This window comes from Glaciecola sp. MF2-115 (assembly GCF_047250385.1).
Classification (GTDB): Bacteria; Pseudomonadota; Gammaproteobacteria; order Enterobacterales; family Alteromonadaceae; genus Glaciecola.
Window position 1 is genome coordinate 57,575 of the sequence record NZ_JBLBVM010000053.1, and the last position, 25,610, is coordinate 83,184.

The 25,610-nt window shown below is 39.9% G+C and carries 22 protein-coding genes and 1 other RNA gene; 10 read left to right on the forward strand and 13 right to left on the reverse strand.

Annotation, left to right across the window (positions count from 1 at the left end; genetic code table 11):
* The first annotated feature begins 170 nt into the window (after positions 1-170).
* The 3 genes from zapE to rnpB all read left to right on the forward strand — a co-directional run bounded on the left by zapE (position 171) and on the right by rnpB (position 2,507).
* On the forward strand, positions 171-1,268 hold the full coding sequence (gene zapE / locus ACKLNX_RS11240; RefSeq protein WP_411695031.1) for a cell division protein ZapE: 1,098 nt from the start codon (positions 171-173) through the stop codon (positions 1,266-1,268).
* Between the two features lie 146 nt (positions 1,269-1,414).
* Positions 1,415-2,131 carry a YebC/PmpR family DNA-binding transcriptional regulator gene (locus tag ACKLNX_RS11245; RefSeq protein ID WP_411695030.1) on the forward strand — a complete coding sequence of 239 codons (717 nt, stop codon included), beginning with the start codon at positions 1,415-1,417 and terminating at the stop codon, positions 2,129-2,131.
* 15 nt (positions 2,132-2,146) lie between these two features.
* Positions 2,147-2,507: RNase P RNA component class A (gene rnpB / locus ACKLNX_RS11250), an RNA gene on the forward strand.
* A gap of 94 nt (positions 2,508-2,601) precedes the next feature.
* Here rnpB and ACKLNX_RS11255 read toward each other — a convergent pair.
* From ACKLNX_RS11255 to ACKLNX_RS11270, 4 genes are all read right to left on the reverse strand, one after another.
* Entirely contained in the window at positions 2,602-3,105 is a 504-nt protein-coding gene (locus tag ACKLNX_RS11255; RefSeq protein WP_412972430.1) for a CIA30 family protein, read from the reverse strand.
* A gap of 160 nt (positions 3,106-3,265) precedes the next feature.
* On the reverse strand, positions 3,266-4,111 hold the full coding sequence (locus tag ACKLNX_RS11260; protein ID WP_412972431.1) for a hypothetical protein: 846 nt from the start codon (positions 4,109-4,111) through the stop codon (positions 3,266-3,268).
* A 10-nt stretch (positions 4,112-4,121) separates the two neighbouring features.
* On the reverse strand, positions 4,122-4,769 hold the full coding sequence (locus ACKLNX_RS11265) for a response regulator (protein ID WP_412972432.1): 648 nt from the start codon (positions 4,767-4,769) through the stop codon (positions 4,122-4,124).
* On the reverse strand, positions 4,762-5,997 hold the full coding sequence (locus ACKLNX_RS11270) for a histidine kinase (RefSeq protein ID WP_412972433.1): 1,236 nt from the start codon (positions 5,995-5,997) through the stop codon (positions 4,762-4,764). The genes ACKLNX_RS11265 and ACKLNX_RS11270 overlap by 8 nt, the downstream gene beginning before the upstream one ends.
* A 256-nt stretch (positions 5,998-6,253) precedes the next feature.
* Here ACKLNX_RS11270 and ACKLNX_RS11275 point away from each other — a divergent pair, with 256 nt between their 5' ends.
* On the forward strand, positions 6,254-7,000 hold the full coding sequence (locus tag ACKLNX_RS11275; RefSeq protein ID WP_412972434.1) for a hypothetical protein: 747 nt from the start codon (positions 6,254-6,256) through the stop codon (positions 6,998-7,000).
* Here the strand turns inward: ACKLNX_RS11275 and ACKLNX_RS11280 are convergent.
* Both ACKLNX_RS11280 and ACKLNX_RS11285 read right to left on the reverse strand, forming a co-directional pair.
* Positions 6,997-7,389, reverse strand: a complete 393-nt coding sequence (locus tag ACKLNX_RS11280; RefSeq protein ID WP_411695024.1) for a TerB family tellurite resistance protein — start codon at positions 7,387-7,389, stop codon at positions 6,997-6,999. The two genes, ACKLNX_RS11275 and ACKLNX_RS11280, sit on opposite strands and share 4 nt — an antisense overlap.
* 129 nt (positions 7,390-7,518) lie before the next feature.
* Complete coding sequence (locus ACKLNX_RS11285; protein WP_412972435.1) at positions 7,519-8,409, reverse strand: WYL domain-containing protein; 891 nt, start codon at positions 8,407-8,409, stop codon at positions 7,519-7,521.
* Between the two features lie 309 nt (positions 8,410-8,718).
* Here ACKLNX_RS11285 and corA point away from each other — a divergent pair, with 309 nt between their 5' ends.
* Entirely contained in the window at positions 8,719-9,786 is a 1,068-nt protein-coding gene (gene corA / locus ACKLNX_RS11290) for a magnesium/cobalt transporter CorA (RefSeq protein ID WP_412972436.1), read from the forward strand.
* Positions 9,787-9,840: 54 nt separating this feature from the next.
* Here the strand turns inward: corA and ACKLNX_RS11295 are convergent, their stop codons facing one another.
* From ACKLNX_RS11295 to ACKLNX_RS11315, 5 genes are all read right to left on the reverse strand, one after another.
* Positions 9,841-10,743, reverse strand: a complete 903-nt coding sequence (locus ACKLNX_RS11295) for a histone deacetylase (protein WP_412972437.1) — start codon at positions 10,741-10,743, stop codon at positions 9,841-9,843.
* A 109-nt stretch (positions 10,744-10,852) separates the two neighbouring features.
* Entirely contained in the window at positions 10,853-11,299 is a 447-nt protein-coding gene (locus tag ACKLNX_RS11300) for a group I truncated hemoglobin (protein ID WP_411695020.1), read from the reverse strand.
* On the reverse strand, positions 11,299-12,144 hold the full coding sequence (locus ACKLNX_RS11305; protein WP_412972438.1) for a DUF3034 family protein: 846 nt from the start codon (positions 12,142-12,144) through the stop codon (positions 11,299-11,301). Before ACKLNX_RS11305 ends, ACKLNX_RS11300 begins: the two co-directional genes overlap by 1 nt.
* Positions 12,145-12,179: 35 nt before the next feature.
* Positions 12,180-14,489: an EAL domain-containing protein gene (locus tag ACKLNX_RS11310; protein ID WP_411695018.1), complete on the reverse strand. Its 2,310-nt coding sequence runs from the start codon at positions 14,487-14,489 to the stop codon at positions 12,180-12,182.
* Between the two features lie 6 nt (positions 14,490-14,495).
* Positions 14,496-15,080 carry a hypothetical protein gene (locus ACKLNX_RS11315; RefSeq protein ID WP_412972439.1) on the reverse strand — a complete coding sequence of 195 codons (585 nt, stop codon included), beginning with the start codon at positions 15,078-15,080 and terminating at the stop codon, positions 14,496-14,498.
* Positions 15,081-15,419: 339 nt separating this feature from the next.
* Here ACKLNX_RS11315 and ACKLNX_RS11320 point away from each other — a divergent pair, with 339 nt between their 5' ends.
* Both ACKLNX_RS11320 and ACKLNX_RS11325 read left to right on the forward strand, forming a co-directional pair.
* Positions 15,420-16,637 (forward strand): porin, encoded by a 1,218-nt coding sequence (locus tag ACKLNX_RS11320; protein WP_412972440.1) that lies wholly within the window; start codon positions 15,420-15,422, stop codon positions 16,635-16,637.
* Complete coding sequence (locus tag ACKLNX_RS11325; protein WP_412972441.1) at positions 16,637-17,065, forward strand: hypothetical protein; 429 nt, start codon at positions 16,637-16,639, stop codon at positions 17,063-17,065. Before ACKLNX_RS11320 ends, ACKLNX_RS11325 begins: the two co-directional genes overlap by 1 nt.
* Before the next feature lie 101 nt (positions 17,066-17,166).
* On the opposite strand, the gene ACKLNX_RS11330 is transcribed toward ACKLNX_RS11325, so the two are convergent.
* Positions 17,167-19,260, reverse strand: coding sequence for a putative bifunctional diguanylate cyclase/phosphodiesterase (locus ACKLNX_RS11330; protein ID WP_412972442.1), 2,094 nt, complete (start codon positions 19,258-19,260; stop codon positions 17,167-17,169).
* A 371-nt stretch (positions 19,261-19,631) separates the two neighbouring features.
* Between ACKLNX_RS11330 and ACKLNX_RS11335 the strand changes: the two genes are divergently transcribed.
* Together ACKLNX_RS11335 and ACKLNX_RS11340 are read left to right on the forward strand one after the other, a co-directional pair.
* Positions 19,632-20,174, forward strand: a complete 543-nt coding sequence (locus ACKLNX_RS11335) for a PH domain-containing protein (protein WP_412972443.1) — start codon at positions 19,632-19,634, stop codon at positions 20,172-20,174.
* The gene (locus ACKLNX_RS11340; protein ID WP_412972444.1) at positions 20,167-21,747 is read left to right on the forward strand and encodes a PH domain-containing protein; all 1,581 of its coding nucleotides are present in this window, start codon (positions 20,167-20,169) and stop codon (positions 21,745-21,747) included. Before ACKLNX_RS11335 ends, ACKLNX_RS11340 begins: the two co-directional genes overlap by 8 nt.
* A 2-nt stretch (positions 21,748-21,749) precedes the next feature.
* Here ACKLNX_RS11340 and ACKLNX_RS11345 read toward each other — a convergent pair whose 3' ends face one another.
* Positions 21,750-24,131: an EAL domain-containing protein gene (locus ACKLNX_RS11345; RefSeq protein WP_412972445.1), complete on the reverse strand. Its 2,382-nt coding sequence runs from the start codon at positions 24,129-24,131 to the stop codon at positions 21,750-21,752.
* 610 nt (positions 24,132-24,741) lie between these two features.
* Between ACKLNX_RS11345 and ACKLNX_RS11350 the strand changes: the two genes are divergently transcribed.
* Positions 24,742-25,542, forward strand: a complete 801-nt coding sequence (locus tag ACKLNX_RS11350) for a choice-of-anchor E domain-containing protein (RefSeq protein WP_412972446.1) — start codon at positions 24,742-24,744, stop codon at positions 25,540-25,542.
* Positions 25,543-25,610: the final 68 nt, after the last annotated feature.

Sequence of the window (25,610 nt, forward strand, 5' to 3'; positions counted from 1 at the left end):
AGACTGTAGTCGCGATTTTCAACTCGAGCGCAGGGCTGTATACTTGCCGAATAATCGCGAAGAAAGCACTTAACTTATTTAACAAAGAAGAGCTACTTCCTTACAAAGCAATTAGTGTAGTCTATTGGTTATATTTTCAACCCATTTGACACAATTTTTTTGGAATATTAATGACCCCTTGGGAAAAATATCAAGACGATTTGTCGCTGATCGATTTTCAATATGATGCGGCACAAGAAAATGCAGTTATGGAATTGCAACGTTTATATGACGAGTTAACGCACCCAGAAAGAAAGCCCTCTTGGCGAGTTAAAATAAAACAAGCATTCGGTAAAGGAATGGCAAAACCGAGTATTCAGGGTATCTATTTTTGGGGCGGCGTTGGCAGGGGAAAAACCTATTTAGTTGATACGTTTTATGAGTGCTTACCTTTCGAAAATAAAATACGCGTGCATTTTCATCGATTTATGCACCGCGTTCATGAAGAGCTAAAGCTTCTGGGCGGCAAAGAAGACCCTTTAAAAATTATTGCAAAGAAATTATCTGAGGAAGCTAAAGTCATTTGCTTTGATGAGTTTTTTGTTTCAGATATTACGGATGCCATGATTTTAGGGACCCTAATGGAGGAGTTGTTCAGTCACGGCATTGTTTTAGTGGCAACTTCTAATATCATTCCTGATAAGCTTTATCATAATGGCTTACAGCGAAGTCGCTTCTTACCAGCTATCGATTTGATCAATCAGAATACGCGTGTCGTTAATGTAGATAGTGGTGTGGATTATCGATTAAGGACCTTAGAGCAAGCAGAATTGTATCATCATCCATTAGATGATGAGGCAACTACCAATTTATTGACTTACTTTACACAACTGGCACCTGAGGAAGGACGAGATGATGTCAATATCAAAGTAAGTGGGCGAGAAATTCCAGCGATAAGAGAGGCTGATGGTGTTGTAATGTTTACGTTTCGTGCTATCTGCGACGGCCCTCGAAGCCAATCAGACTACATTGAGATAAGCCGGATTTACCATTCCGTTCTGGTCGCAAACGTAGAGCAAATGGGTGCTAGCATAGATGATGTCGCTCGACGTTTTATCGCTATGGTGGATGAGTTTTATGAGCGAAAGGTGAAGTTGATTATGTCGGCAGAAGTGGCGTTGGAGAATCTATACACTGAAGGGCGACTAAATTTTGAATTTCAACGTTGTCTGAGCCGATTGCAGGAAATGCAATCACGTGAATACTTGAGTATGCAGCACATCGCATAACAGTCGTATGCAAATAGTGATAAATCATTACAAGATTGAGCGCTGACAGCGCGAGCGAAAAACAGTACAATCTTGCGCACAGATTCAAAACGCTAGAGTTCAAAACTTTGGCGTATTTAAAAAATCCATAAAAAAGAGAAGAAAAAATGGGTAGAAAGTTTGAAGTAAGAAAAATGTCTATGGCAAAAACGGCTGGCGCAAAAACGAAAGTTTATTCGCGCTACGGTAAAGAAATTTACGTTGTTGCCAAAAACGGTGGTTTAGATCCTGAAGCCAACCTTCAGTTGCGTCGCTTAATTGAAAAAGCGAAGAAGGACCAGGTGCCAAGTCACGTAATTGAAAAAGCAATTGATAAGGCAGCAGGTGGTGCAGGTGAAGATTTCGTACCCATGCGCTATGAAGGGTTTGGACCAGGTGGTTGCATGGTTATTGTCGATTGCCTTTCAGACAATGCCAATAGAACAATTACTGATGTGCGTAACTGTTTCACAAAAACAGATTGTAAGATTGGTCCTCAAGGCTCGGTCGCATTTATGTTTGATCACTTAGCGATCTTCTCATTCAAAGGCGATGACGATGAAGTTGTGCTAGAGCCACTCATGGAAGCAGATGTTGACGTATCTGATGTTGAAGTTGATGATGGCGTTGTAACTGTATTCGTTCCTCACACTGAGTTTTTTAAGTGTAAAACAGCTTTGAATGAGGCATTCCCTGATTTAGAAATTGATGTTGAAGAAATCACTTGGGTGCCACAAGACACCAAAGATATCAGCGAAGAAGATATGCCAACCTATGAAAAGTTCATGGACATGCTAAATGATTGTGATGACGTGCAAAACGTATATCACAACGCTAACGTTTAGTTTATAATCCCGCCCTGAGTTGGCCAGGCAATCGCCGCTTTATTCATACTTGTATGTTTTAAAGGGGAGGAAAGTCCGGGCTCCATAGGGCAGGGTGCCAGATAACGTCTGGGCGGCGCAAGCCGACGACAAGTGCAGCAGAGAGGAGACCGCCAGGTGTTTACACTTGGTAAGGGTGAAAGGGTGCGGTAAGAGCGCACCGCGTCGCTGGCAACAGTTGACGGCAAGGTAAACTCCACCCGGAGCAAGACCAAATAGGTTCCCTTACGGCGCGGCCCGCGTTGGGAACGGGTAGGTTGCTTGAGCCAATAAGCGATTATTGGCCTAGAGGAATGATTGTCCAAGACAGAACCCGGCTTACCGGCCAACTCAACTTTTTCTAAGTTAATAGATTGATAAGAATCTCAAATGTCTGTTAATGTTACACCAAAGCAATTTTCAAGGGAACGAAATAGCCGGAATCTGTAAACTTATTGAGAATCAACTACTTGGGATATACTAAGAACTTTAAGCATAAAACCACCCTCACGCTTGTCAGCTAACATAAAACCCATTTGAGCAATGTTGGCAAAGTCTAGTTTCTCAGCGCTTCGAACCAACCGTCCTCTAAATTGCGGTGTAAACTCACTCAGTTTAAATCGCATTGTTTGAGTTTGATTTTTTTCCGTTTTGAAATTGGCAACATAAGCAACGCCATCTACATTTCGATTAGTACGAAATCTAAACTGATAGTTTCTACCATCACCTAATAACTTTATTTCAAAGGGCTTATGACTGTCCCAAGTTACACCATTGTACACTCTGCGAGTTGAAGCAAAACCACCGTTGTTCTGTAAAGATAGGTCACCGCTAAATATCAACATATCAGCTTGAGCTTCAACCGTCGCTTGAGAGCGCCCGCCCATCACAGTATCGTTAACAATGACCCAGTTTTGGGCTTCTTTTGGATTAGTAAAATCGATAAATTTAGTCATTGTCGTATTCTGAAGTGCCACTGAGTAGAATGGAACAAATGTTATGCTCACTATGATTAAAATGTACGCCACGCGATGCATTTATTTGCCTAGTCTATTGAATTGATAATACGTACTTATATGTTGAGTTAGACGTAAATGATCACTTTGAAGATGACACTCAATTTATCTCTACTTCATAAACTTTCTCATACATAGAATTAGACTTGGGCGACCAATCCCCATCTTTTGTATAAACATTGGTGACATTTAATTTTTTTAAACTCTCAATACTGTAGAAGAAGCCATAATATTCGTATGCAAGATAAACGGGTTCGTATTCACCCCGTTGACCGATGTAGGGAATCTCTTTGCTCATACTTGGATTCACAGTGTTGTAAAAGCGCTCCTCCATTTCAACAATATAAGCCAGACTTTCCTTTGGAGAAATGGTTCTGCAGATACCACTTTGATCAATGTATTCGCCCACCTCACAGCGGCTACCATAATTTTGCGCTCTGGCCATGCGTTGGGCTGCCGCTGATTCAATGGTGACTACGCCTTCATAGTCTGCGCGTCCAAATGTAGTGCCAGGCTCTGCATCAGATTGGTCGGCTTGCTCTAATAGCGATAAAAAGTTTGTTTGTTTTGGGCCACCATGAAATATCACAAGTGAGTTACGGTTCAGTACCTTGGTTTCACCGGCTAAAAAGACATAGTTAGCACAACTTGAAATACAAAAGTCGGCAACTTCAACGGTCATCTTTTTCTGATGAATAAAGGTGCCCATATCGATACCAGCATAAATACTACCGCCATTACTGTTTATCAATAGTCGGTCTCCAGGACGATATAATCCTTTGAATTTATCGACTCGTGCTGAGTCGATTGGACCGAAGTATTGGATGACACCACTATCGAGCCGCCTGACGCCACCTGTGTCTGGGCCTAACATCGTTGAAAATAGCCAAGTAAGTGCCGCTAATAAAACTGCAAAAAAGAAGATGGTTTTAACTGTGTCGTTCAACTAATAATACTCAAATAAGGCCTAACTCGATTGACTTCAAAACCGCACGTGTGCGATCGCGTACACCCAACTTGGCTAGTATACTAGAAACTTGATTCTTGATCGTGCCTTCTGATTTGAACAGGCTTTGAGCCATCTCTCTATTGCTACAACCAGCTGCCATTAAGCGTAATATTTCAATTTCACGATTCGATAAAGGCTCAGGCATTTCGCTTGCTTCAAATTCACCTTTTATTCCCTGTAGTCCTTGAATAAGGCGCTCTGTAATTGCGGGTTGGATTAAGGTTTTACCTGCATGGACTGTTTCAACAGCCTCAACGAGGGTTTCCAAGGAGACATCTTTCAGCAAATAGCCTTTTGCCCCAGCTTTAATTGCGTTGATAACTGATTGATGATCGTCAAAGGTTGTTAGCATAATGACTGGGATTTCAATTCCTAATTCATTGAGTTTTATGAGTGTTTGAATGCCATCAAGGTTTGGCATCCTAATATCCATCAAAATAATATCGATTTTGATTTCTTTTTTAATTAGTATTTCTATAGCATGCAAACCGTCATTAGCTTGCGCCACCACTTCTACACTATCTGAAAGACCAAGTAAGCTATTTATACCTTGTCGCACGAGTGTTTGATCATCTACTAATAGGATGTTAATCATGATCAAGTACCGGAATGCTAATATCGGTAGTGAAAGCCTCATTGCTTAGGTCGAATGTGACGGTTCCGTTCATTTGTTTCAAACGTTCCTGCATGCCTAAAAGACCATTACCTAATTGGAAAGATGGATTACTTGTTGTTTTCATGGATTTTACGGGTCTCGATAAATCAGCTTTTATCGACAGTGTAACTTGCTCAGAAGTTTGCGCAAATGCAATGTGTATGCTTTTCGACTGACTATGTTTTATCGCGTTAGTGATACTTTCTTGAATACATCGTGTTAGGACATCGGCTGTATTGACATCATTGATCACAATATTGTCGGGATAATCGAGACTTACTTTGATGTTAGGTAAGCGGCTTGTGATAGCCAATATTGTTTTCTCTAGGTTTAAGCTAGATTTTGTTCTGATATCTGAAACCGCCTCTCTCACATCGCTAAGTAATAACTTTGATAAACTATGGCATTGCTCTATCGAGCCTTTAATTGCTTCTTTACTAGACTCAGATGAAGACGGTACTTCTAATTGTTCTATTTGACGGCCTGCAACCTGTAAGTTAATAGTTAAGGCGGTAAGGTGGTGACCAAGTAGGTCGTGAATGTTCCTGGCAATTCTGACTCGCTCCGCTTGCTCGGCTGCTTGCTCCAAAAGCTGTTGAGTAGAAAGAAGCTCTAAATTTATCATTTCCACTTTTTCGCGGCTTTCCTTCTCTTTTATAGCTGTATTCACCATAACTAGCGCAAAAAGGTTAAAAGTCCAGAAGAGCATAGCGGAAACAGCCATGCCGCTGAAACCCCAATAGTAAGCATATACAAAATAAAGTGCGCATGACCACAATGGCGAGATTAAGAAGGCCGTTTTCGCTTTGATGAAGTAGGGGAGCGCGGCGCTCCATATGATCATAAATATGGCCGTATAAACAAAGGGCACAGTGAAGTATATTGCGATGACATTAACGAATGTGGCTAGCAGCAACAGCGAGCGGACCGTACTTTCGTTCTTATATTCCGCTTGTCTGGATAACAATAACCAAAATACTAAGTAACTAATAAACAGACATGCTGCAATAGCCGATTGAGTGTTGGATATCTGCGTTGACTTGAGCATAAAGTAAAGCGCACTGCCGCTCACTAAAAACCAAGTCAAAATTGCCGATGCACTTTCTATACTTATCTTCGACCATTTATTGGACGACCTCTCAATATGACGACTTTCTTTGTTTTCCATTTTTGTTACTTCCATATCTTTAAGGTTTGCATTCTGCGTTGATCGGTCATCGAAATAGAAACTGAATTTTTGCAGAACGAAAATGAGCTATTTAAGTGAGTCCACCTTATCAGGCAAGCGCGTTCTAAGGCGATAGGTCAAAAGTCACTTTTTATGTTGTGACTTGTGGCACTCTTTTTATTCAAGTCCAAATTATATGATAAGGCCATTGAACAAATAGCTGGTGCATACAGCCTGCACATACTGGAGTTTTCTAATGACTTTCTTTCATTCTACATTGTTTATCCTACACATTTTATTTGGTACTGCGGCATTAATTTTATTTTGGGTACCATTGTTTACTGAGAAGGGTAAGTTGAACCACGTTAAGTTTGGCAGATACTACAAAAATACGATGTACACCGTAGCAGGTTCCGGTGCTTTGATGGCTCTTATGGTCTTAGCTGCCCCACTGGTCATTAGAGCTGGAATGATATCAGAGAACACTGACTTAGATAATTTAGCTTATCGCTTGCGTGTTTTTTGGAGCTTTCTGTTCTACTTAAGCATACTCAGTTTTACCGGCACAAGACATGCAGTGGCTGTGTTGAAAGTGAAAGACAAACGCGCAGAATTGCGCACGTTCAGTTACTTAACACCCATAGTGCTCTTGATCATAGGTGCACCTATTTTGTTTTATATTGGCTTTGTTAATAATATCACGCTGCATATGGTATTTAGTGTTTTGGGCTTGTTCGTGGGTGTGAGTATGTTGAAGTATTGCCTTAAGAAGCAAGTTAAGTCGCGCCAATGGATTGTTGAACACATCGCTGCAACAATCGGTTCTGGCATTGGCGCATATACGGCCTTCGTAGCGTTCGGAGGAAGAACTCTTCTAAGTGACTTAGGTGATTGGCAGTTACTGTTTTGGATTGCTCCAGGCGTGATTGGAAGTATTGCATCGGCAATATTGTGCAAAAAATATAAAGGTGTGTTTAATGTAAGAGCTCAAGCTAGCGCTTAAGCAACAAGACCCTTTGCAAGTACGCGATTGGCAAGTAAAGCAAGTAACTCTACTTCTTTTTCGCTGCGTTCGCCGTCAACTTTGGTGATGGCCATCGCGACTTCTAAAGAGCGCGCTGCATCTATATTGAGCTCTTCTGAGAGAGAGCGAATATAGTCTGCTGCCGAACTACTATCAATGGCTTCTCGGGCTGAATGAATTGCCTCACTAACAAAGGCGTCCTGACAAATACCACTATGCCATGGCATGCCTTGAACTAATTCATCGAAGTAATCCTGCTCCGTTAGCGACACCAAACCGTCAATTTGATAAAGCAGAACACTTAACTTTATCAGCGCTTGGTTATGGAGTTGGTGTTGCCTTGTATCTAATCGATGGAGCTCAGACATAATTACTTCCTTTTTCAACAATAAAACCCAATCATTAAGTTATAAAGACCTTCGATGTCTAAGTAAAGTTCCAAAAAAGTACGCTGTTATTAAAATAAACTCGTTAAGTTTTTGAAGGCGCTACTTTTATTAAAACGATGGCATGGCGTAGCCTGGCGCTAAACTAGGGTTTTCAATCCTTTGTAATACATCAATATTTTCCAATGCGAGCTGACAACCTTGCCCTCTAATACGGTGGCCTTGCGAGCAATCAACCTGCCACTGTCGTAAAATATACGCCGCTAATGCTGCTCTTGTCGGCATTACTTTTTTGCCGTCTTGCATCGCAAAGTCCATCTCAATTGCTCTAGGGTTTTCAATGCTAGGGTGAGGAATGATTGTCAAATTTACCAACTGATTGAATTGAACATCTGCGTTGGCCATTTGATGTGGCAGAATTTCTTCATCTGTTGTAGTGATATGTGTAAAACGAGTACAAACAAAGTCCCTGAAACCCTGGTTTTTACAATCGTAGCCTCTTACGTGCCAGCGGTGACCATTATTGATCATGGTATGTGGAATAAATTTTCTAACAGACTCCCCTGAACTTACCGAAACATAGCCAACTTCACACAGTCTTTGATTGTGAATGCCGCGCATTAAGGCGGCTATAATACTGCTGTCTGGGTGAATGAGTTGGACTGCGTCAAAACACTGATCGGAAGGTTGAGTAGCATGTGATATACCATTACCGAACCCACGACTCAGTGATTGCAGAATAACGTCTGGTTGGTATTTAAATAAGGGAATAAACTCAGCCGTTCGATAATACTGTTTCGTTGAGTGGTCGAGAACTAAGTTGGTACTCGCTAGCTCTCGGTAAGCAGCAAAGTCGCGCGTACATGCTGCTAAACCGGTCTGAAAACGACTCACTAAATCATTGCGAGTTATGTGTCCAAAAAACTGCAAACAGAAGTCGATAAATGCTAAACGTTCTCTTTGTGCATGCGGCATTTCGTTTATGATTTCGGTGGTGTTCACTCTTTTCTATCTCCCTTAACTACGCATTCGTAAAGTCATTTTTGCTAGAAAAATGATGGTCAATAGAATAGTGTATAAATGACCAGTGTGCAATCAAAATGATTGCTTCGCTTAGGGTGAAAATAAACTATGGTCTTATTAGCGAATTTTGAATACATGCACAAAAATTGTGTATATTGTTCAGTAAGTTTCTGTGAATTAATAGCGCCGTAATCGTTGGCATCCATTTGGCTAGGTAGTGAGTAGAAAATTTTATTAGCTTTTAAAATGAACGTTCATAAAGTCTTAAAATAAATTAAAGGGATTAAAGTGAAGTTATTTAATAAGAAATACCACAAGCCAGGCACTAAACCAGGCACCGTTAAAGTGGGTGAAAATACCGTTTTTCACATAGACCTTTACGACTACAATGCTAACGATTTAAAAATAGAGCATAACGCTGACGTTGCAACATGTAAGGCATTCATACAAAGTGATAATTGCACCTGGATACATGTGCAAGGCGATCCGTCCGCTGAAGCGATAAAGCTTCTTGGCAAAGATCTAGGCATTCATGAGCTTTACGTTGAAGATATAATCAATGTGGGCCAACGTCCAAAAGTAGAAGTCAACGACGAGCAAATTTTTCTTATTTTAAACCTACCGTTTAAAGAAAATGGTCGTGCACAAGTGGACCAAGTTAGCCTGTTCTTAACTAAGAATACGCTCATAACTTTCGCAACAGGCAAGGTTAATCCATTCGAAGGTGTGATTGAAAGATTAGAAAATAAAATAGGAAAGTTACGAAAGCAACATACCGATTATTTAATGTACGCACTGGTCGATACAATTATCGATTTCGGTTTTCCTATGCTTGAAACTTATTCAGAGCAAATTCAGAAGCTAGAAGATGAGTTAATGGAAACTAAGAACGAACGAATACTTGGTTCAATCCATGAACTTCGCAGGGAGCTGTTGTTAATTCGCAGACGACTCTGGCCGCAAAGAGAAGTGATTAACGAATTATTGCGTTCGGATGGTAATCCACTATTGAATGAGGTGACATTGATGCATTATCGCGACTGTCATGATCATGTAATCTCAATTATGGAAATGCTCGAGACTTACCATGAAATGACTTCTGGTTTAATGGAGCTTTACTTAACAAGTGTGAGTTTAAAACTCAATGACGTTATGAAGTTTTTAACGATATTTACGACCATTTTTATCCCGCCGACATTTTTAGTTGGCGTGTATGGAATGAATTTTAACTCCGACGCAAGTGTAGCGAATATGCCTGAATTAAACTGGGAATACGGTTACATTGCAGTGTGGTGCGTAATAGCCGTTATGGTCAGTGGTATGCTATATTTCTTTAGGCGAAAGAGGTGGATTTAATACACTTTTTTGGACATGGTGTACGTAAAGGCTGCTCTTTTAATCACCTCTGAATCAATACACGCCTGCAGCTTTGAATAATTGCATATGAACATTGACCAGTGCATCGATATCACGTTGATATCCACCTCCAATTACTGCTGCAATTGGGAGGCCTAGCTTTTCACATTGCGCAAATACAAAATTGTCGCGGGCAAGTACTCCTTCAGTGCTTATATTCAAATGACCAAGATCGTCATCAATATGCACATCAACACCTGCATCATATATCACAGCGTCAGGCTGGGCGTAATTTATCGCCATTTGCCACGCTTGTTCAACGGTGGAAAGAAACTCATCATCCCCCGTACCTTTCGCTAAACCAAAATCTAAGTCCGATACCTGCTTGCGATATGGAAAGTTTTTCTCGCCATGTATGGAAACTGTATAAACAGCATTGTTATTTGCCGCTAGCTTTGCAGTGCCGTCGCCTTGATGAACATCACAATCAAACACTAAAACTCTGTCAATTCCTCTTGTCTGCAACATATTCAATGCAGCCAGATATAAGTCGTTTATCATGCAAAAGCCCGAACCAAAATTCGCAAAAGCGTGATGATAACCGCCCGTTAGATTCAAGGCCTTACCATGTTCAAGTGCCAATGTTGAAGTGAGCACGGTACCGGCTGCAGCGGTTAGTGTGCGTTCCACCAATTGTTTAGACCAAGGAAAGCCAATTCGGCGCATCGCCTTTTGATCTAGCTGCCCATTGCAGAGTTGGTCTACATACACTGGATCGTACACTCGAGAAATGGCATTCATGTTGAGAGCGGCAGGAAGATGAAAACGATTGGCTGAAATACCTTCGCTTAGCAAAGCATCATGAATGCCTTGATATTTTTGGATGGGAAAACGGTGTCTTACGGGCAAATCGAGTTGACTATAAATAGGGTGAAAAACTAACTGCGGTACTGACACGTTTAACTCACCTTTTCTACAAGTAATGATGGCGAAGTCTACCTTCAGACTTCGCTGGATATTACCTCAACTATACAAGCAAAATACTGTTAATTGGAAGTGGATATTACTAGCGATAAATGATTTCACCTCTTGTTTTGGCCATTTCTTTTAAGAGTCTGTTTTGTAGATTATGTGGAATGTTCGCTTTATCCATCGCGCTAATAAACAAATCGACACCATGATTAAAATCGGCTTCTGTGATATCCATACCTGAATGGACTTGTTCCATCGAGTCACCAGTGTAGGTGCATGGACCTTCAGCCATTACACACAACTGTTGGCTTAACTTCTCTTTAAAGCGCTGCATATTGCTGTCTTTGAAAAAGGCATAAGTACTTTCATCAAACGCGATTTCATTGATAAAGTTATCCACTATTTCTTCTATTTTTGCTTCGCCACCAAGATCTTGGTAGAGCGTTGATGAAGATGTGCTCTTGCAGGCGCTTAAAAAACCGATACTGAGTATAGCAATTGCAATAAATTTGGTTGTCAGTTTAATTTGATTCGTCAGCATTATAAATGTCCGTTAATTGAAATATATAAACCGTTTTGGTCCTTTGCTCCAGCGATCGTTCCTAGTTTCGTGTAAGCAGCGGTTAATGACAGTGAGTTACTTGGAATATAAGTGACGAAAAAATCCATCCAATCATCTTCACCTAAGCCTAGGTTATTAGGTTTTTGACGATACTCTACGCCAACTGCTAAATGTCGTGAAAACAAAACTCCGGCAGATGCTTCTAACATGAGTTCGTAGCTATCGTTGTTTTGCCCACCAAAGCCGAGTAAACCTAATTCATTTGCTTTACTCGCTCTGGCTGTAATATTCCAAACCGCATTATAGCCAGCGATGGCACCCAGATGCACTTTCGTTGCTGCTAAGTAGAAGTCAGTTCCTGAAGTGTCATTCGCACCCAGAGCATTAGCGATCGCTTTATCTTCAAGTGATTTATGCTGAATAGCAACACTCACTTGAGGTAGGGATGAATAGACGGCATCACCATAAAGCTTGTATTTAGCACCTATAATATTCATCCTAATATCGCCGCCAAGCGTTTTTAGATCAAGACGTTGGTGAGCGAGACTAACTTCAATTTGATCGTAAAAAGAGGCACTTACGGCTTGGACGTTCAGTCGGTAGTCGGCTAAATCTACTTGAGATAAGGCGGCAGAAACTGATATTTGATCTTGAGTGTCGTATCCAGATAGTGTTGCCCACGGCACTATACCTCCGCCGCCCGCACCTTCAATTTGGCTGAGCCCAGCGGTTGCAATCAATTTGCTTTCATCGGCAACAACAGCAGCACTAATGCTCAATGCAGATAAAAGGCTAAAAGAAATAAACAGTTTTTTAAAAGACATAGGGATCTCTGCTTTAGAATCTTAGGAAATGTTAATTAATATTCGTACTCATGAAACCATTGTATAAAACTTGGCGCGTTTATTGGACGACAGATGTGATAACCCTGTGCCCATTCGCAACCGTACTTATCAAGTAGCAGCAAGGTTTCTTGGTTCTCAACGCCTTCTGCGACTATCTCCATACCAAATTGATGGCCTAATTCTACGACACTTTTTACGATCGTTTGATCAGACTCTTGTTGATCAAGCTTTAACACAAAGCTTTTGTCGATTTTCAAAATATCTGCAGGCAACCTACTTAGATAGGATAGCGACGAGTAGCCCGTTCCGAAGTCATCAATCGCAATTTTGAATCCGGCTTCACGCATAGTGGATAGTTGTTGAACGGCTTGATTCAAATCTTTAACCAAATGCCCCTCGGTCATTTCAAATGAAAGAACGTCGGGTGGCAGGTTATATGCCGATAGCATAGTATTTATTGTCGCTAGCAAGTCCATATTCAATACGTCTTGCGCTGAGATGTTAATGGCAACCGTCACATCAATACCTTCAGCTCTAAAACTTTGAATGTCTTGAATTGCTTGCTGATAAACCCATGCTGTTACTTCACCTATAAAGCCTGCATGCTCGGCGACGGCGATGAAATCTTCAGGAGAAACAAAACCGAGCTCTTCATTGTTCCATCGAATAAGTGCTTCAACGGCAGTGACTTTTTTATGTACGAGGTTAAGTTTAGGCTGATAGAAAAGTGCAAGCTCGCCTTGAGTGTTAGATAGTTCTTTTTTCAAGTTTTTAATAATTGATAAGCGTCTTGTATATTTTTCTTCTAAATCGGGCCTGAAGTGAAGTATGAATTCTCTTGTTATTTGCGCTTGGTCAATGACGATATTCATTCTTCGAAATAAGTCGCTTGGCGTTTGTGAGTCAGAAGGGCAATTTATTACTCCAATAACCACCGTCATTGGCACACTGATGTCACCAGTTTGAACGTTTCCGTCCAATTGGCTTTTGATATTTCTAAGCTCATCTTCACTTAAAATCTTGTCAGGAACCCAAAGTAATTCGCCGCCGGTTAAACGCGCTGACAAACCACCTAAGTTGCGTACTCGTTCAGCTAGCTCTCGCAGACATAAGTCACCATTGTTGTATCCGAAGGTGTCATTGACCCCTCTAAAGCCGAATATGTTAATTCCGATAGCTTGAAAATCTACATTATCCTCAAATTTGCGACCCAATAAGACTTCAGCATGGTTGCGGTTATAAAGAGTTGTCAGCACATCGTGTTGCGCTTGATAAATCACCTTCTCTTCGCGGTCTTTAATATTGTCCTGCATGGTATTAAAGGCATTTGATAGTGTACTTAATTCCGAGGAATGCCCGTCGATATCAATTTTTACATCATACTCGCCAGCAGAGATATTTTTTGCATGGGAAGTGAGGGATAAAATCGGTTTAACTAATCGTCTTGAAAATAAAAGCCCTAAGAATATAGCTATAATGACTGAGAATAGCGCAATTAAACCAATACTTACTTGCAGGGAGATAAAATCTGAAAACACGCTTTTAACATTATTAGACAGCATTATATCTATACTAAGGCCGTCTTTTTCTAGCAAAGTAAATGACGTGGAGATTAGCTTATTATCAGATGAGTATGCTTGCAGCGGCAACAGCAAGGAATCTACACCTTCAATTTGCACGTTTTGCACATATTGTTCTGGCTTTAATGTGCTAATTCGATAGCTTTCATCTCCGTCGACTTTTACGATTATGGTCGTATCAAGCTGAGTAATTTGTTTGAGTTGCTGGGCAACAGATTGGTCAATTTCAAAACCGATTAAGGCAACCGCGATTGAACGAGGCGCTTTCACATTTGAAAATAAGACTTGGTAAAGCTTATTGTTTAAAGAGAGTATAGAACTTGAGTTCCCTTGTTGTTTAGCGGTCTCAATTAGATTTGGATAGGCAAAAGGTAATTGTTCACTGATCAGGTTAGGTACGCTAGTAATAGTCTTTGCATCAAGGGAGAAAAGAGCCATTAGGTCTGCTTCTATGCGGCTTCCATGGTTCGCAAGGGCGCTATCAATCGTGAGTTTATCTCTGCTTGCAACAACTTGTTTAAAACCAAAATCATTCGTTAAGACAGTGGCAGAGTTACTCAGCTGCTTCTCTCGATTATCTAAAACTTGTGTCAGTACGTTGCGGGCGATCTCTAAATCACTTTTCAATCGAGATGCGGCTTGCTCACTTGTCGATTTCCACACAAACAAAACAATAACGAGGCTCGTGACAACGACGATACCTATTATCAGTTTATTAATTCGCAGGTTTAAAGACTGTTGCATTTTCAATTAGCTACCAAATTTTTTCTTAAATCCCTTGTCATCTTTAGGTGCCTCAATCTGAATTGTGAGCGGCAATACTATATCGTGACTCGTTTTATTTCTTTTTAAGTTTAGTTTTACCCGCTCAGTTTGCATTAACGATAATTCTGGATGCCAAACGTTCAGTTCAATAAACTCAGCTGGCTTTACAGTATCACCAAAATCTACAGACGCTATCCCTTCGTTATCGGTCATAACAGTTAATTCGTTATCATTGACATAAATATAGCCAATCATGTTGTCATGGATATTGCAGCCAAGCACAACAACACCTGCACTTTTAAAGGCCAAAGGCTGCGCTTCACTGCCGCTAAATAATTTTATTTCAAATTGGTTAGGATTCGAAAAACTATAAACATGATGCCTTATATCATCACTATTTGGAAAGTCTACTGCTTGATCTTTTTGTACTACTAAAACCTTGGGCGAAAACTGTTTGTTCACCTGATCCATTATTTCTGTCTGTGTTTGCTTCTCCACAGGTATTTCAGGGAAAGAAATGACAGCATCTGGAACTGCGCGACCATTCACATCAACGATCTTAAATTTCATTGTATCTGCTTCGACGGTTTGCGTATAAAGCGTTGCGACAAATGCGATAAACAAATGCCATCTAATCTGTCTTAATATTAACAATTCAAATTCTCTTCAAAGGTTTATCTGGGACTGTACAATATCAAACTATTGTTATTGTTTAGCATAAGGGCTAATAATTAGGTATAAATACTTATATTTAGTTTTAAAGAAATGAATGTAAATGTCGATAACAAAGAAGCGAAAGAATTTGAATATTAATATCCGTGGTCGTGGCTTAACATTGAATACTAATTCAACAAAGATGAGCTATCGTGACTAATCCAATTTTATCCATTTTCTAATTATGAAAGCTTAATGAAAAAGACAATATTCCCAAACTTATACCGTAACTACATATTTAGCTTTTTATTAGCAACGTCGTTGTTTTTACACGGTGTTGGTCAAGCAGAAGAGTCTCGAGTTGAGTTTTCCGGCTTTGCTAGGGCTGTGGTGGGAAGTCTTGATGAAAAAAACCTCGATTTTCTTGGCTACGATAATGACTATTCATTTAGTGAGCAAAGCTTATTAGCTTTGCGCGCAGATTTTGCGTTGTCAGAGTCATTTTCAATTGTCGCGCAGGCAATTGGTCACACATCTGATGCAAGAGATAGTGGTATTCAGTGGTTATATTTAGATTATGCTCCTACGCAGAATTTATCTTTAAAATTAGGTCGCCAACGTATTCCATTGTTTAACTACAGTGATGTGATTGATGTTGGCTTTGCTTATTCTTGGATCACTCCTCCCATACAAGTTTATACCACCTATATATTCTCTGAGTTTGACGGCATTCTGAGTCGTTACGATTTTACTACAAAATCTATGTCAGGTTCTGTAGGTGCTTATTTGGGGCAGTTTGATGGAGAAATTCAAATTGTTGGCGAAGAAAAAGATACAAAAGTGGACTACGTAGGTGGCGTTTTTAGCTCAATAAATTTAAATAACTTTACTTTTAGCGCGGCTTACCATAGAGGTAAGGCGGAAGCTGATATTCCCGAATTAAACGAGTTTCAAAACATTCTTCGTTTGTTCAATTTTAATCAAAGTGCAGATGATTTGAGAATTGATGCTAAAGCTAGCTTTTTTAAAGTCGGGCTTACTTATAATAGTCTTGATTTTTTTGTTGAGTCTGAGTTTACTAAGATAAAAGCAAACTCGTCGTTCGTTCCAGCCGTTGATGCTTCGTATCTTATGGCGGGTTATAATTTCTCGCCATTTAGTGTGCATGCAACAATTGCGCAAAGCAAAGTACACTATCAGGCACCAGTCAATGAAATCCCGCTAGGGGTAAATCCTCAATTAGACGGTCTACACTATGGGTTTAATCAAATTTTCGCATCTCTACCTATCGATAATTTAAAGTCACTCACTTTAGGTGCTCGTTATGATTGGAAGCATAATATTGCCTTCAAAGCTGAAGTGACAGTATTAAAAGGGGATGACAATGAACGTTCATTTTTTATTGTCACCGATACTTCGCTGCCAGGGCGTGAGGCTACGCTGTTTCAACTCGCTGCGGAATGGGTGTTTTAATGAAGCTCCGCGTTCCTCTCTCAATTACGAAACTCGGATTGCTGTGCATCATGTGTGCACCAGGGGTGGTAAGCGCATCACTGCTTGTCGTTGGTAATGTCGATCCGCCAATTACATTAAGTAAGTCAGAAGTGAAAGCAATATTTATGGGTGGGGCTAATTCTCACCAATTAAAAGCCGTGGCACTTCCACCTGAAAATAAAACGCGTAAGCAATTTAATGCAAAAGTGGTTGGCATGACAGAGTCTCGAATTCAATCTTATTGGGCACAAATGAGATTTTCAGGCCGTCAAAAACCGCCAAGAGAGTTTGCTAACGAGCAACAGCTTCTTGATTACTTACTTGAAAATCCGGGTACAGTTGCTTATGTGAGCAGCGAAGTAGAACTGGATGAGCGTTTAGTGGTTTTGTATCAAGTTGGAAATTAAATAAAACGTTCTTGTCTGAACACTCTTACTTAATCATCTTTTCCTGTGATCATTAATTATTAATAGAACTCACAGGAATTGTTAACTTATTTTCTAATCTACTAAAGATTAAAAGGCAGTTTCTTTTTACTTTCTTTCTTATAAGGTTTAGCCAGCAGAGACTCTAAATCTGTTGGTTTACCGAATAAATATCCCTGTAATTGATGACATCCATGGGCAACCAAAAACTCCATCTGTTGACGAGTTTCAACGCCTTCAGCACAAATATTCAGGTTAAGCTGCTTAGCCATTTCAATAACAGTTTTAGTCACAAGTGTACTGCGTTTAGAAATTCCTAAGTTATCGACAAACTGCTTATCAATTTTCAGTGTGTTGAGCTGGATTTGTGTCAGATAGCTTAGTGATGAGTAGCCCGTACCAAAATCGTCCAGGGCAATTGATGAGCCAAGACCTCTGACATTCTCAAAGAACTTATTCGCCATATCAAAGTTTTCAAGGTAGGTAGATTCAGTGACTTCAAATTCTATACATTGTGGGTTAATCAAATAACGCTCATAAAGAGCAGTTATTAGATCCAAAATTTTATTATTCATTAAATCATGTGCAGATAAGTTCACGGAAATAACAGTGTTTTCGCCAAAATGATTCAATATTTTAGAGTAGTCGAACAATACTTCTTTCAATAACCATTCAGTAATTTGATTTATTTTGCCGCTTTGTTCAGCAATAATAATAAACTCAGTGGGTGATACAAAGCCAAGCTCTGGGCTATTCCATCTTAATAGCGCTTCAAAACCAACGATGTCTTCATTGGAATTTACTTTTGGCTGATAGTAAACTTGGAATTCATCGTTTCGTAGGCCTGCGGCAATGCTATTCGCAATTACGAGTCGACGCTTATTATCTTCCATCATCTCAGCAACGAATATCGTATGAGTATTCTTACCTTGAACTTTGGACTTGTACATCGCAACATCAGCATTACTAACAAAATCGCTTAAGTTATAGTTTGCATCTGTAGCTCGTGCGATACCCAAGCTCACACTAATCTGTATTTCCCAATCATTAATATAGAAAGGTTTACTAATTTCTTTGATAATGCGTTCAGCAATATCGGTGACAACAAAGTCGTTTGGATCGTTGTATAGTAGAATTAGGAATTCATCACCACCTAAGCGCGCTATTACATCGCCATGGCGCAGGAATCGTTGGGTACGTTTACTCGCTTCAATTAGTAATTTATCACCTACTTCATGACCGTGAGTGTCGTTTACGCCTTTAAAACCATCTAAGTCAAAGTAAAGTAAGACCATATCATCATGATCGTTCTGAGCCGCACTTAATGATTTACGCAGAGTTTCCATAAAGAATTGGCGGTTTGGTAGGCCTGTTAAACTGTCAAAATTAGCCAGTCTTTCCATGTCCTTGCGCTGTTGCATTAACTGTTCAGTGTACTGTTTGTTCTTTATTTCTTCTGTGTGGATTGTATCCATCATACTACTGATTTCATTGCTTAAATCGATAACTTCCTGCTTACCGTCAACATTGATATCGATACTGTAATCGTTGGTTTCTTTAATCTTGTGCGCTAATCGGGCTAGCTTTTGGAAAGGTAATAGCATTCTACTGTTAAACCACAATGACAGAGCAATACCCATGCCGATAACCACAAAGGTTAGAGGCAGCACGGTGTATAGTAATGAAAGCTTGCTTCGATTAAGGGGCTTATCTAGGTCATTTACGATAAGTAAGTAGCCACTTGGCATATCTTTTTCGCCAACTAACTTATAAGAAATAAGCTCGCCATCTTTGGTCGACATACCGAGTTTGAAATTGCTGAGTTGGTCCAAATCTACTTGGATTTGAAGTTTGTCATCGACTTGAAGTGTTTCACCCACATATGTTTCAAGCTGGTTATAGTCTTTGTCGAAAACAACAGCGTACTTTACGTTTTCATACTCTTCTAAACGAAGAAGCATAGTGGAGATTGATATATTGTCGATCTCAGAGTCATTCAAAATGCCAAATAAATCATAGGCCATGTTGTTAGATAGGCCATCAAGATCGCCTGTTACAGCCTCTCTGTAAAGGTCTTCATGAACGAAGATAGAAAAACTTAAAACGGCCGTACACAAAACCGCAATAGCTAAACTATTGATGGCGGTAAGGGTCGATCGGATCGTTTTGAATATCATGCAATCATTATAGAGATGCACTTTTAAATTAAAAGACTTACATTAACTTAGAGCGTATGTCTTCATATAGAAGGGTATAAATATTGGCGACTATTGAGCGTTAGTTTCACTTAGTTGTCTTTAAAGTCTCGAAATTACACATATTTTGGATAATTAATGGAACGACAATTGTGAAAGTGATTTAATTCCATCACACTGATGATTCTGGAGCACTCAATTTTTGATGCGTTTTACAGTGTGATTAATGCCGCCGAGTAATAGTGCTGTTGAAGAGTGATAATAAATGGTGCTGAGATATAGCGGTGATGAAAAGTGGTAAACAATAAAGCCAATGAATAGCGCTAATAAAAGACGTTTTTAAAGGAAAAAGAATGAGCTCAGATATTGTGTCAAACCAGCAGGTTAATCTAGACGGGAACTTCAAGGTAGAGGATATGTCACTGCATTCTCTTTCCCCTAAGTACCGCAGTGTCAGTATCATAATGTCCCTTGTGATAGGCACCATCTTTATTACTATTCTATTGTTATTTGTAATACAGCCTTTCTTTTCAATGCCACAAGGATTTCTTGATAATTACTATATCGGACTGTTAATCATAGGACTTTTAACTCTTTGGTCAGTTTTATACACCGTCTTAGCCTTTCCTAAGATGAAATATGCGTTGCGAGAGTTTGACGTTCACTATCAATCAGGTTTGATCTTCTTTCGTACGGTCAGTCAACCAATTATGCGAATTCAACATATTGAAATTGAGCGGGGGCCTATTGAGCGCAGTGCCGGCTTATCTACCTTACAAGTATATAGCGCAGGTGGTTCAGGTCATACATTTGAAATTCCAGGATTAGAATATGAAAAAGCGATTGAGTTGCGTCAGTTCATTTTAAATCACAAGGATGTTAGCCAAGATGGATAGTCCAAAGGATTTGAATACTCACGGAAGTCCAATGAGGGTTACAGAATTACAAAATGATGAATGGCAGCGCTTATCACCAATCAGCATCGTTTATTTTACAGTGCATGCTATTTTTAATTTCGCTAATGCTTTATTTTATCTGATACCCGCAATTGCATTAAATATTTCTAAAATAAAAGAAAACCCACAGATAGCTCTAATTGTCGTATTAGGCATATTACTGATATTTGTCATTATGGGTGCACTAAATTACTGGTTCTATCGATTTAAGGTAGGTCAATCGAGAATTGAAATTAAGCAGGGGGTTTTCAAGAAGTCTCATATCGATCTTCCATTTGAGCGCATTCAAAATGTAAAGTTATCCCAACCCATTTACTATCGAATAAATGATTATTCGTGCATTGAATTGGATACTGCGGGAAGTGCGAAACAAGAAGCGAAGATTATCGCGTTGAAGACGCCACTTGCTCAGAAATTCCGACTAAAGATATTAGAGAATTTAGCGAATGGCAGTCGTGACGGCGATCCTGCCGATGCGAATCATGTCGATGGAAGTGGCTCAGATGAAGTAGTTTTGAACCGTCGGAGCATTCGTGATCTTATTATTCACGGTTTAACTAATAACAGAATTTGGATTTTTCTTGGTGCGCTTGCGCCCTTTTACAATGCAATATCAGAGGGCCTCTCTGAATTTTTTGTAACTATAGGCTTTGATGCGCAAGCTTATTTTAGTTTGGAAACACAGGCGTGGTGGGAATTTGGTTTACACGTTTTGTCAGTTGTAATGGTGGTGATGCTTGTAGTGGTGTCGTTATCCGTTGCCGGTGCCATTTTGATGTTCTATAACTTCACTTTGAGTAAAACTAATGACCGCTATATTCGTCGCTCTGGCTTACTTACCAAGCACGAAGTGAGTATGAAACTAAGCCGGATACAAATAATGGTTCAAGCTCAAGACTGGCTAGATGTGCTTTTAGGAAGAGTAAACTTATTATTTGAACAAAACACATCTGGGGCGGTAAGGAACAATCAAGGTAGCGAGCAAATGGCAAATAAATTACTCGTACCATCAGTAACACTATCGGAATCACAAGCATTGATGAAAGATGCTATGCCCACGCAAAGACTCAGTGAGCAAGTGTTTAGCGCAATCTCTAAACGGTATATATTGCGCGGTATACTCTTTTTGGGATTGCCACTAAGCGGTATCATCTTTGCAATTATTTATCAAAATAAACCGATTGTAGCGCTGATAGCTGCGAGTATCGTTTTTGCGTTGATAACGCTTATTTATAGTATCAGTTGGAAGCGATGGGGGTTTAGTTACGACACTGACTATATTTACGTGCGAAAGGGTTTTTTGGGTGTTGATTATTATTGCTTTCCTATACATAAAGTTCAGCAAGTGCAGTTCAAACAAAGTAGTTTTATGAGGCCCTATCGCTTGGCAACACTAAAAGTAGTCTTAGCTTCGGGTGTAAAGCACATCCCTTACATGCCAGCTAAAGAAGTGCAGGAAATTATCAATATGACTTTGGATAGACTTGTTACCGATAAGCGCTCTTGGATGTAGCTTTATAGACTGTCTAACACTGACTCAAACCGTTCAGGGCGATGAAGGAAATAGCCTTGAACGAATTCCACTCCCATCGCATCCAACAGGACTCGAGAGCGTTGGTCTTGCACAAACTCCGCAACAAGAGTTTTGTTTAAAGCATGACCGATATCGCATATGGCCTTAACCATTGCACAGTCCACTTCATCTTGAGCCATATTCTTTACAAAAGTGCCATCTATTTTTAAGCACTCTACTGGGATTTGTTTCAAATACGAAAATGATGCTAAGCCTGTACCAAAATCATCTAACGCGAAGGAACAACCTACTTTGCGAAGCTCTTCCATAAAATCGTAAATGTCAGATAAATTCGAAACTGCGGCAGTTTCAGTAATTTCAAAGCAAAGCTTTTCCCCTGGAATATTGTGAGACTCGAGCGTTTTTAAAGTAAACTCAGTAAAGTCATGGTGGTCAAATGAGCGACCAGATATATTTATGTTGCATGTGTGGAACGTATCCCATTGCTCTTTGTGCTCTGAAAGAATATGACACACTTCACTAATTACCCAACGGTCGATCAAATGCGCTAATCCGTATCTTTCGGCAGCAGGGAGAAAGTCGCCCGGAAGAATTGCTTCGCCGTTATCACCAAGCATTCGAATCAGTACTTCAAGACGAACTTTATCCCGAGCAGACGTTGAAACGATTTTCTGTACGTCTAAGTAAAACTGTTTATTTTCAAGTGCTGTTCGAATTCTTGAAATCCACTCGTATTGCACTCGCCTTGCTTGAACGTTTTGGTCTCCCTCATAGGTTAAGACGACTCGATCTCTTCCTTTTTCCTTAGCTAGGTGACAAGCAAGGTCGGCTGCTTTCAATAGTTCTTCTAAATTCTGAGTTTTAGAGGTAATCGGAGCCAGTCCAATACTGCAACCAATGTTAAATTGTTTGTTTTGCCAGATAAAAGGAATTTCGGTTAATGCCAGGCGCAAAGACTCTGCGATTTTTACCGCACGCTCTGGTTCACAGTTGTCTAAAATCAAAGCAAATTCATCACCACCTAATCGCGAAAGTATGTCGTTTTTGCGAACTTTACCAGCCAACCTTTTCGCAACTTGTCGCAAAATTTGATCACCCGCAATGTGACCAGATGTATCATTAACTATTTTAAACCGGTCTAGATCTACAAAGCACAAGCAATGGACAAAACCATCGTTTTTGGCACTGTTAAGCGATTCCTGTAAATAGTTTTTAAATGCTCTTCGATTAATTAAACCAGTTAAATCGTCCTGACGGGCATGCCGATTGAGTTCTACTGATAATCTATGCTGCTCTGATACATCCTCTACAATACAAATATACTGGGTACTATTTAGCGCTGGCTGTTCAAACATCGATAGGTTTATTTTTGCTCTCGCAACACTACCATCGCCGCAAATGATTTGGCTCTCGATGTTTACGCTATCTCTGGTATCTTTGACAAATTTGTAATGAGGACTGTTTTGCTGACTGTCCTCTGGTTTGATTAATTGTTCATAACTTTTGTTGTAGATGTCTTTTTTATCAAATTTTAGTATTTTACAAAATGCTTCATTAGCTTCGAGGATCTGGCCATCCATATCCAACTGAGCAATGCCCATGCCTGCGTTTTCGAAAGTCTTTCTAAACTTCAGTTCTGAGTGTCGCAGTGACTTCGTTAGACGCAAAATGAGGTAGGTAGAAATGAAAAACAGGACTATGAATATGACGACGGTAAGAACAGATAATATGAGGACAAGGGTTCTACTTGCAGTACTCATCCTGTCTCTGAATGCTTCAGCGTCTCGAGTTAATTGTTCATCTAGGCGCACTAACTGAGTGCCTAATGATTGAAGCACTCCCATATCAACAGGCGATTTACTCCATTCTTTTTCAATTTTTGGAAGTAGCTCCATTAACGCAATCAAAGAGTCATCACTACTGCGCCACGCGACAATAGCTTCTTTCATATATGGTGCGTTTTTCATTGTTCTGAACATGAGGATCATGGTTGATATGTCGTCAGGGTGATTAAGTCCTTGCAAAAACCCTTCTCGAGAGCGTTCTAGCGAAATAGGGTCGCTTTCGAGTGCTAGCCTTCCATTCATATCTCCAATAGGAATTTCGAGCCATTTTTGTGCCAGCTTCAAATGCGCAATATCACCAGTCTGCAAATATAATTCACTGTATCTAACTGCTTCGACTTGAGCACGTGACCAGACACTGAGACCACCCAAATAAACACTGACACCAGATTGAATGCGAACGACAGAAAATGTAAAGGCGGCAGTGAGTAAAGCGAGCATTGCAAGTACTACAACGATTCTGTTTATTTGGCTACGGTTCCGTTTATTTGCCTCTTTTCTATTTAGACTCTGTGACATCTTGAACCTTAAGGTTAGGAATCCAATTTCAGGTAGAAACACTTGCTAATTAGCTAATTGCCTACACCTCACTTTAAACAAAAGAATACGTTACTTCAATATACTAAATCGGCAACGAATGTTAATGGATGAGAATTATCGCTGACTTTTTACTTTACAAAGCAGAGAGCGCTGAGGCTTCATAGTAATTATACCAAAGTATAAACGTGGTAAATATTTTCTCAGTATTCGAGTATTGATTTAGTGATAAATCAGAAGCGCGACTAATTGTTTCGTTTGGCTTTATACATCTTTAGAATGGCTTTGGATTCTTATGGGGTTAAATGAAATTGAAAACGTTAGTCAATCCTGCCTTGAATCGTGGGGCTGTCGATTTATGAGGCCAAAGAGTTGCCATCTGTTTTGGCTTTTAAGTGACTCACATACAAGTTTCAGAATATTAGGGGGAATTCGCAACTGGATGCTGAATGTTTTTCTAAATCAATGGTTTTAATTTATCGAGGTGGGGCAAAGGAGAGCAACTTGCTTTAGTACTTTTTTTGCACTGCTGTTTAATCGTAGTTAAAACGTTTAACCAGATAATAATAAATAACAATGCAAGGATTGTATTATGAAAAATTCCAAGAAGTGGTGTATAAAAAACTCTGTTAATAAACGCGTCACATTCTCTACTTTTATACTCGTTGCGGGCTTGTTGTTTAGTCTCTCGGCCAAATCAGCAGTGATAACGCAATCGCTTTCTTTCAATAACAATTATACATTCAATAACACGGCCAATATTCCAAATTCCGTTACACAAAATATGAATGATTTCACAACATTATCGTTTAATGGTTTTAATAGTGCGCTCGGCACCCTCGACTCAATTGCAGTGAGAGTAAGTATGAATTTTAATGCTTACGCCAAGGCATGGTTTAAAGATGATAATATTTTTAGTAATACACAGGGCTTGGTTAGGCTCCAAAACATGAAGCTTGCGGCTAATGGAGTTGGCTTTTTAAGAGAGCAAGCATTAAGTAGTGCGCAAAATTCATGCAACTCTGGATCAAATACTTTCTCGGCATCAACTTGCAATACTTCAATCAGCAGAACTGGTGTGATGTCGTTTACCCAAGGGATAAGCAGCAGTTTTTTTAGTCAGTACATTTCACCGGGTAGTAAACTTTTTACTTTACGTCACTTTGCTCAATTATACGCACAAGAGACTGAGGGCAGTTCTGACAATGATTACATCGACATCCGAAATGGTTTTGCTCGTTCATTTGGGTCTCTAACACTTACTTATAATTATACTCTGCCTCCACCCCCAACACCTCCAACACCTGCGACACCTAATGTGACAGAGCCTAGCCCTTTTGTGATCGTGCTTCTTTCGCTTGCAGTTATAGTCGGGTTTCGTCGCTTTGGTTAAAAACTAACGCTTTAAATAGTAAGTGGGCGAAAGGAGTCGCCCTCTGCGATAATAACGGGGAGTACCGA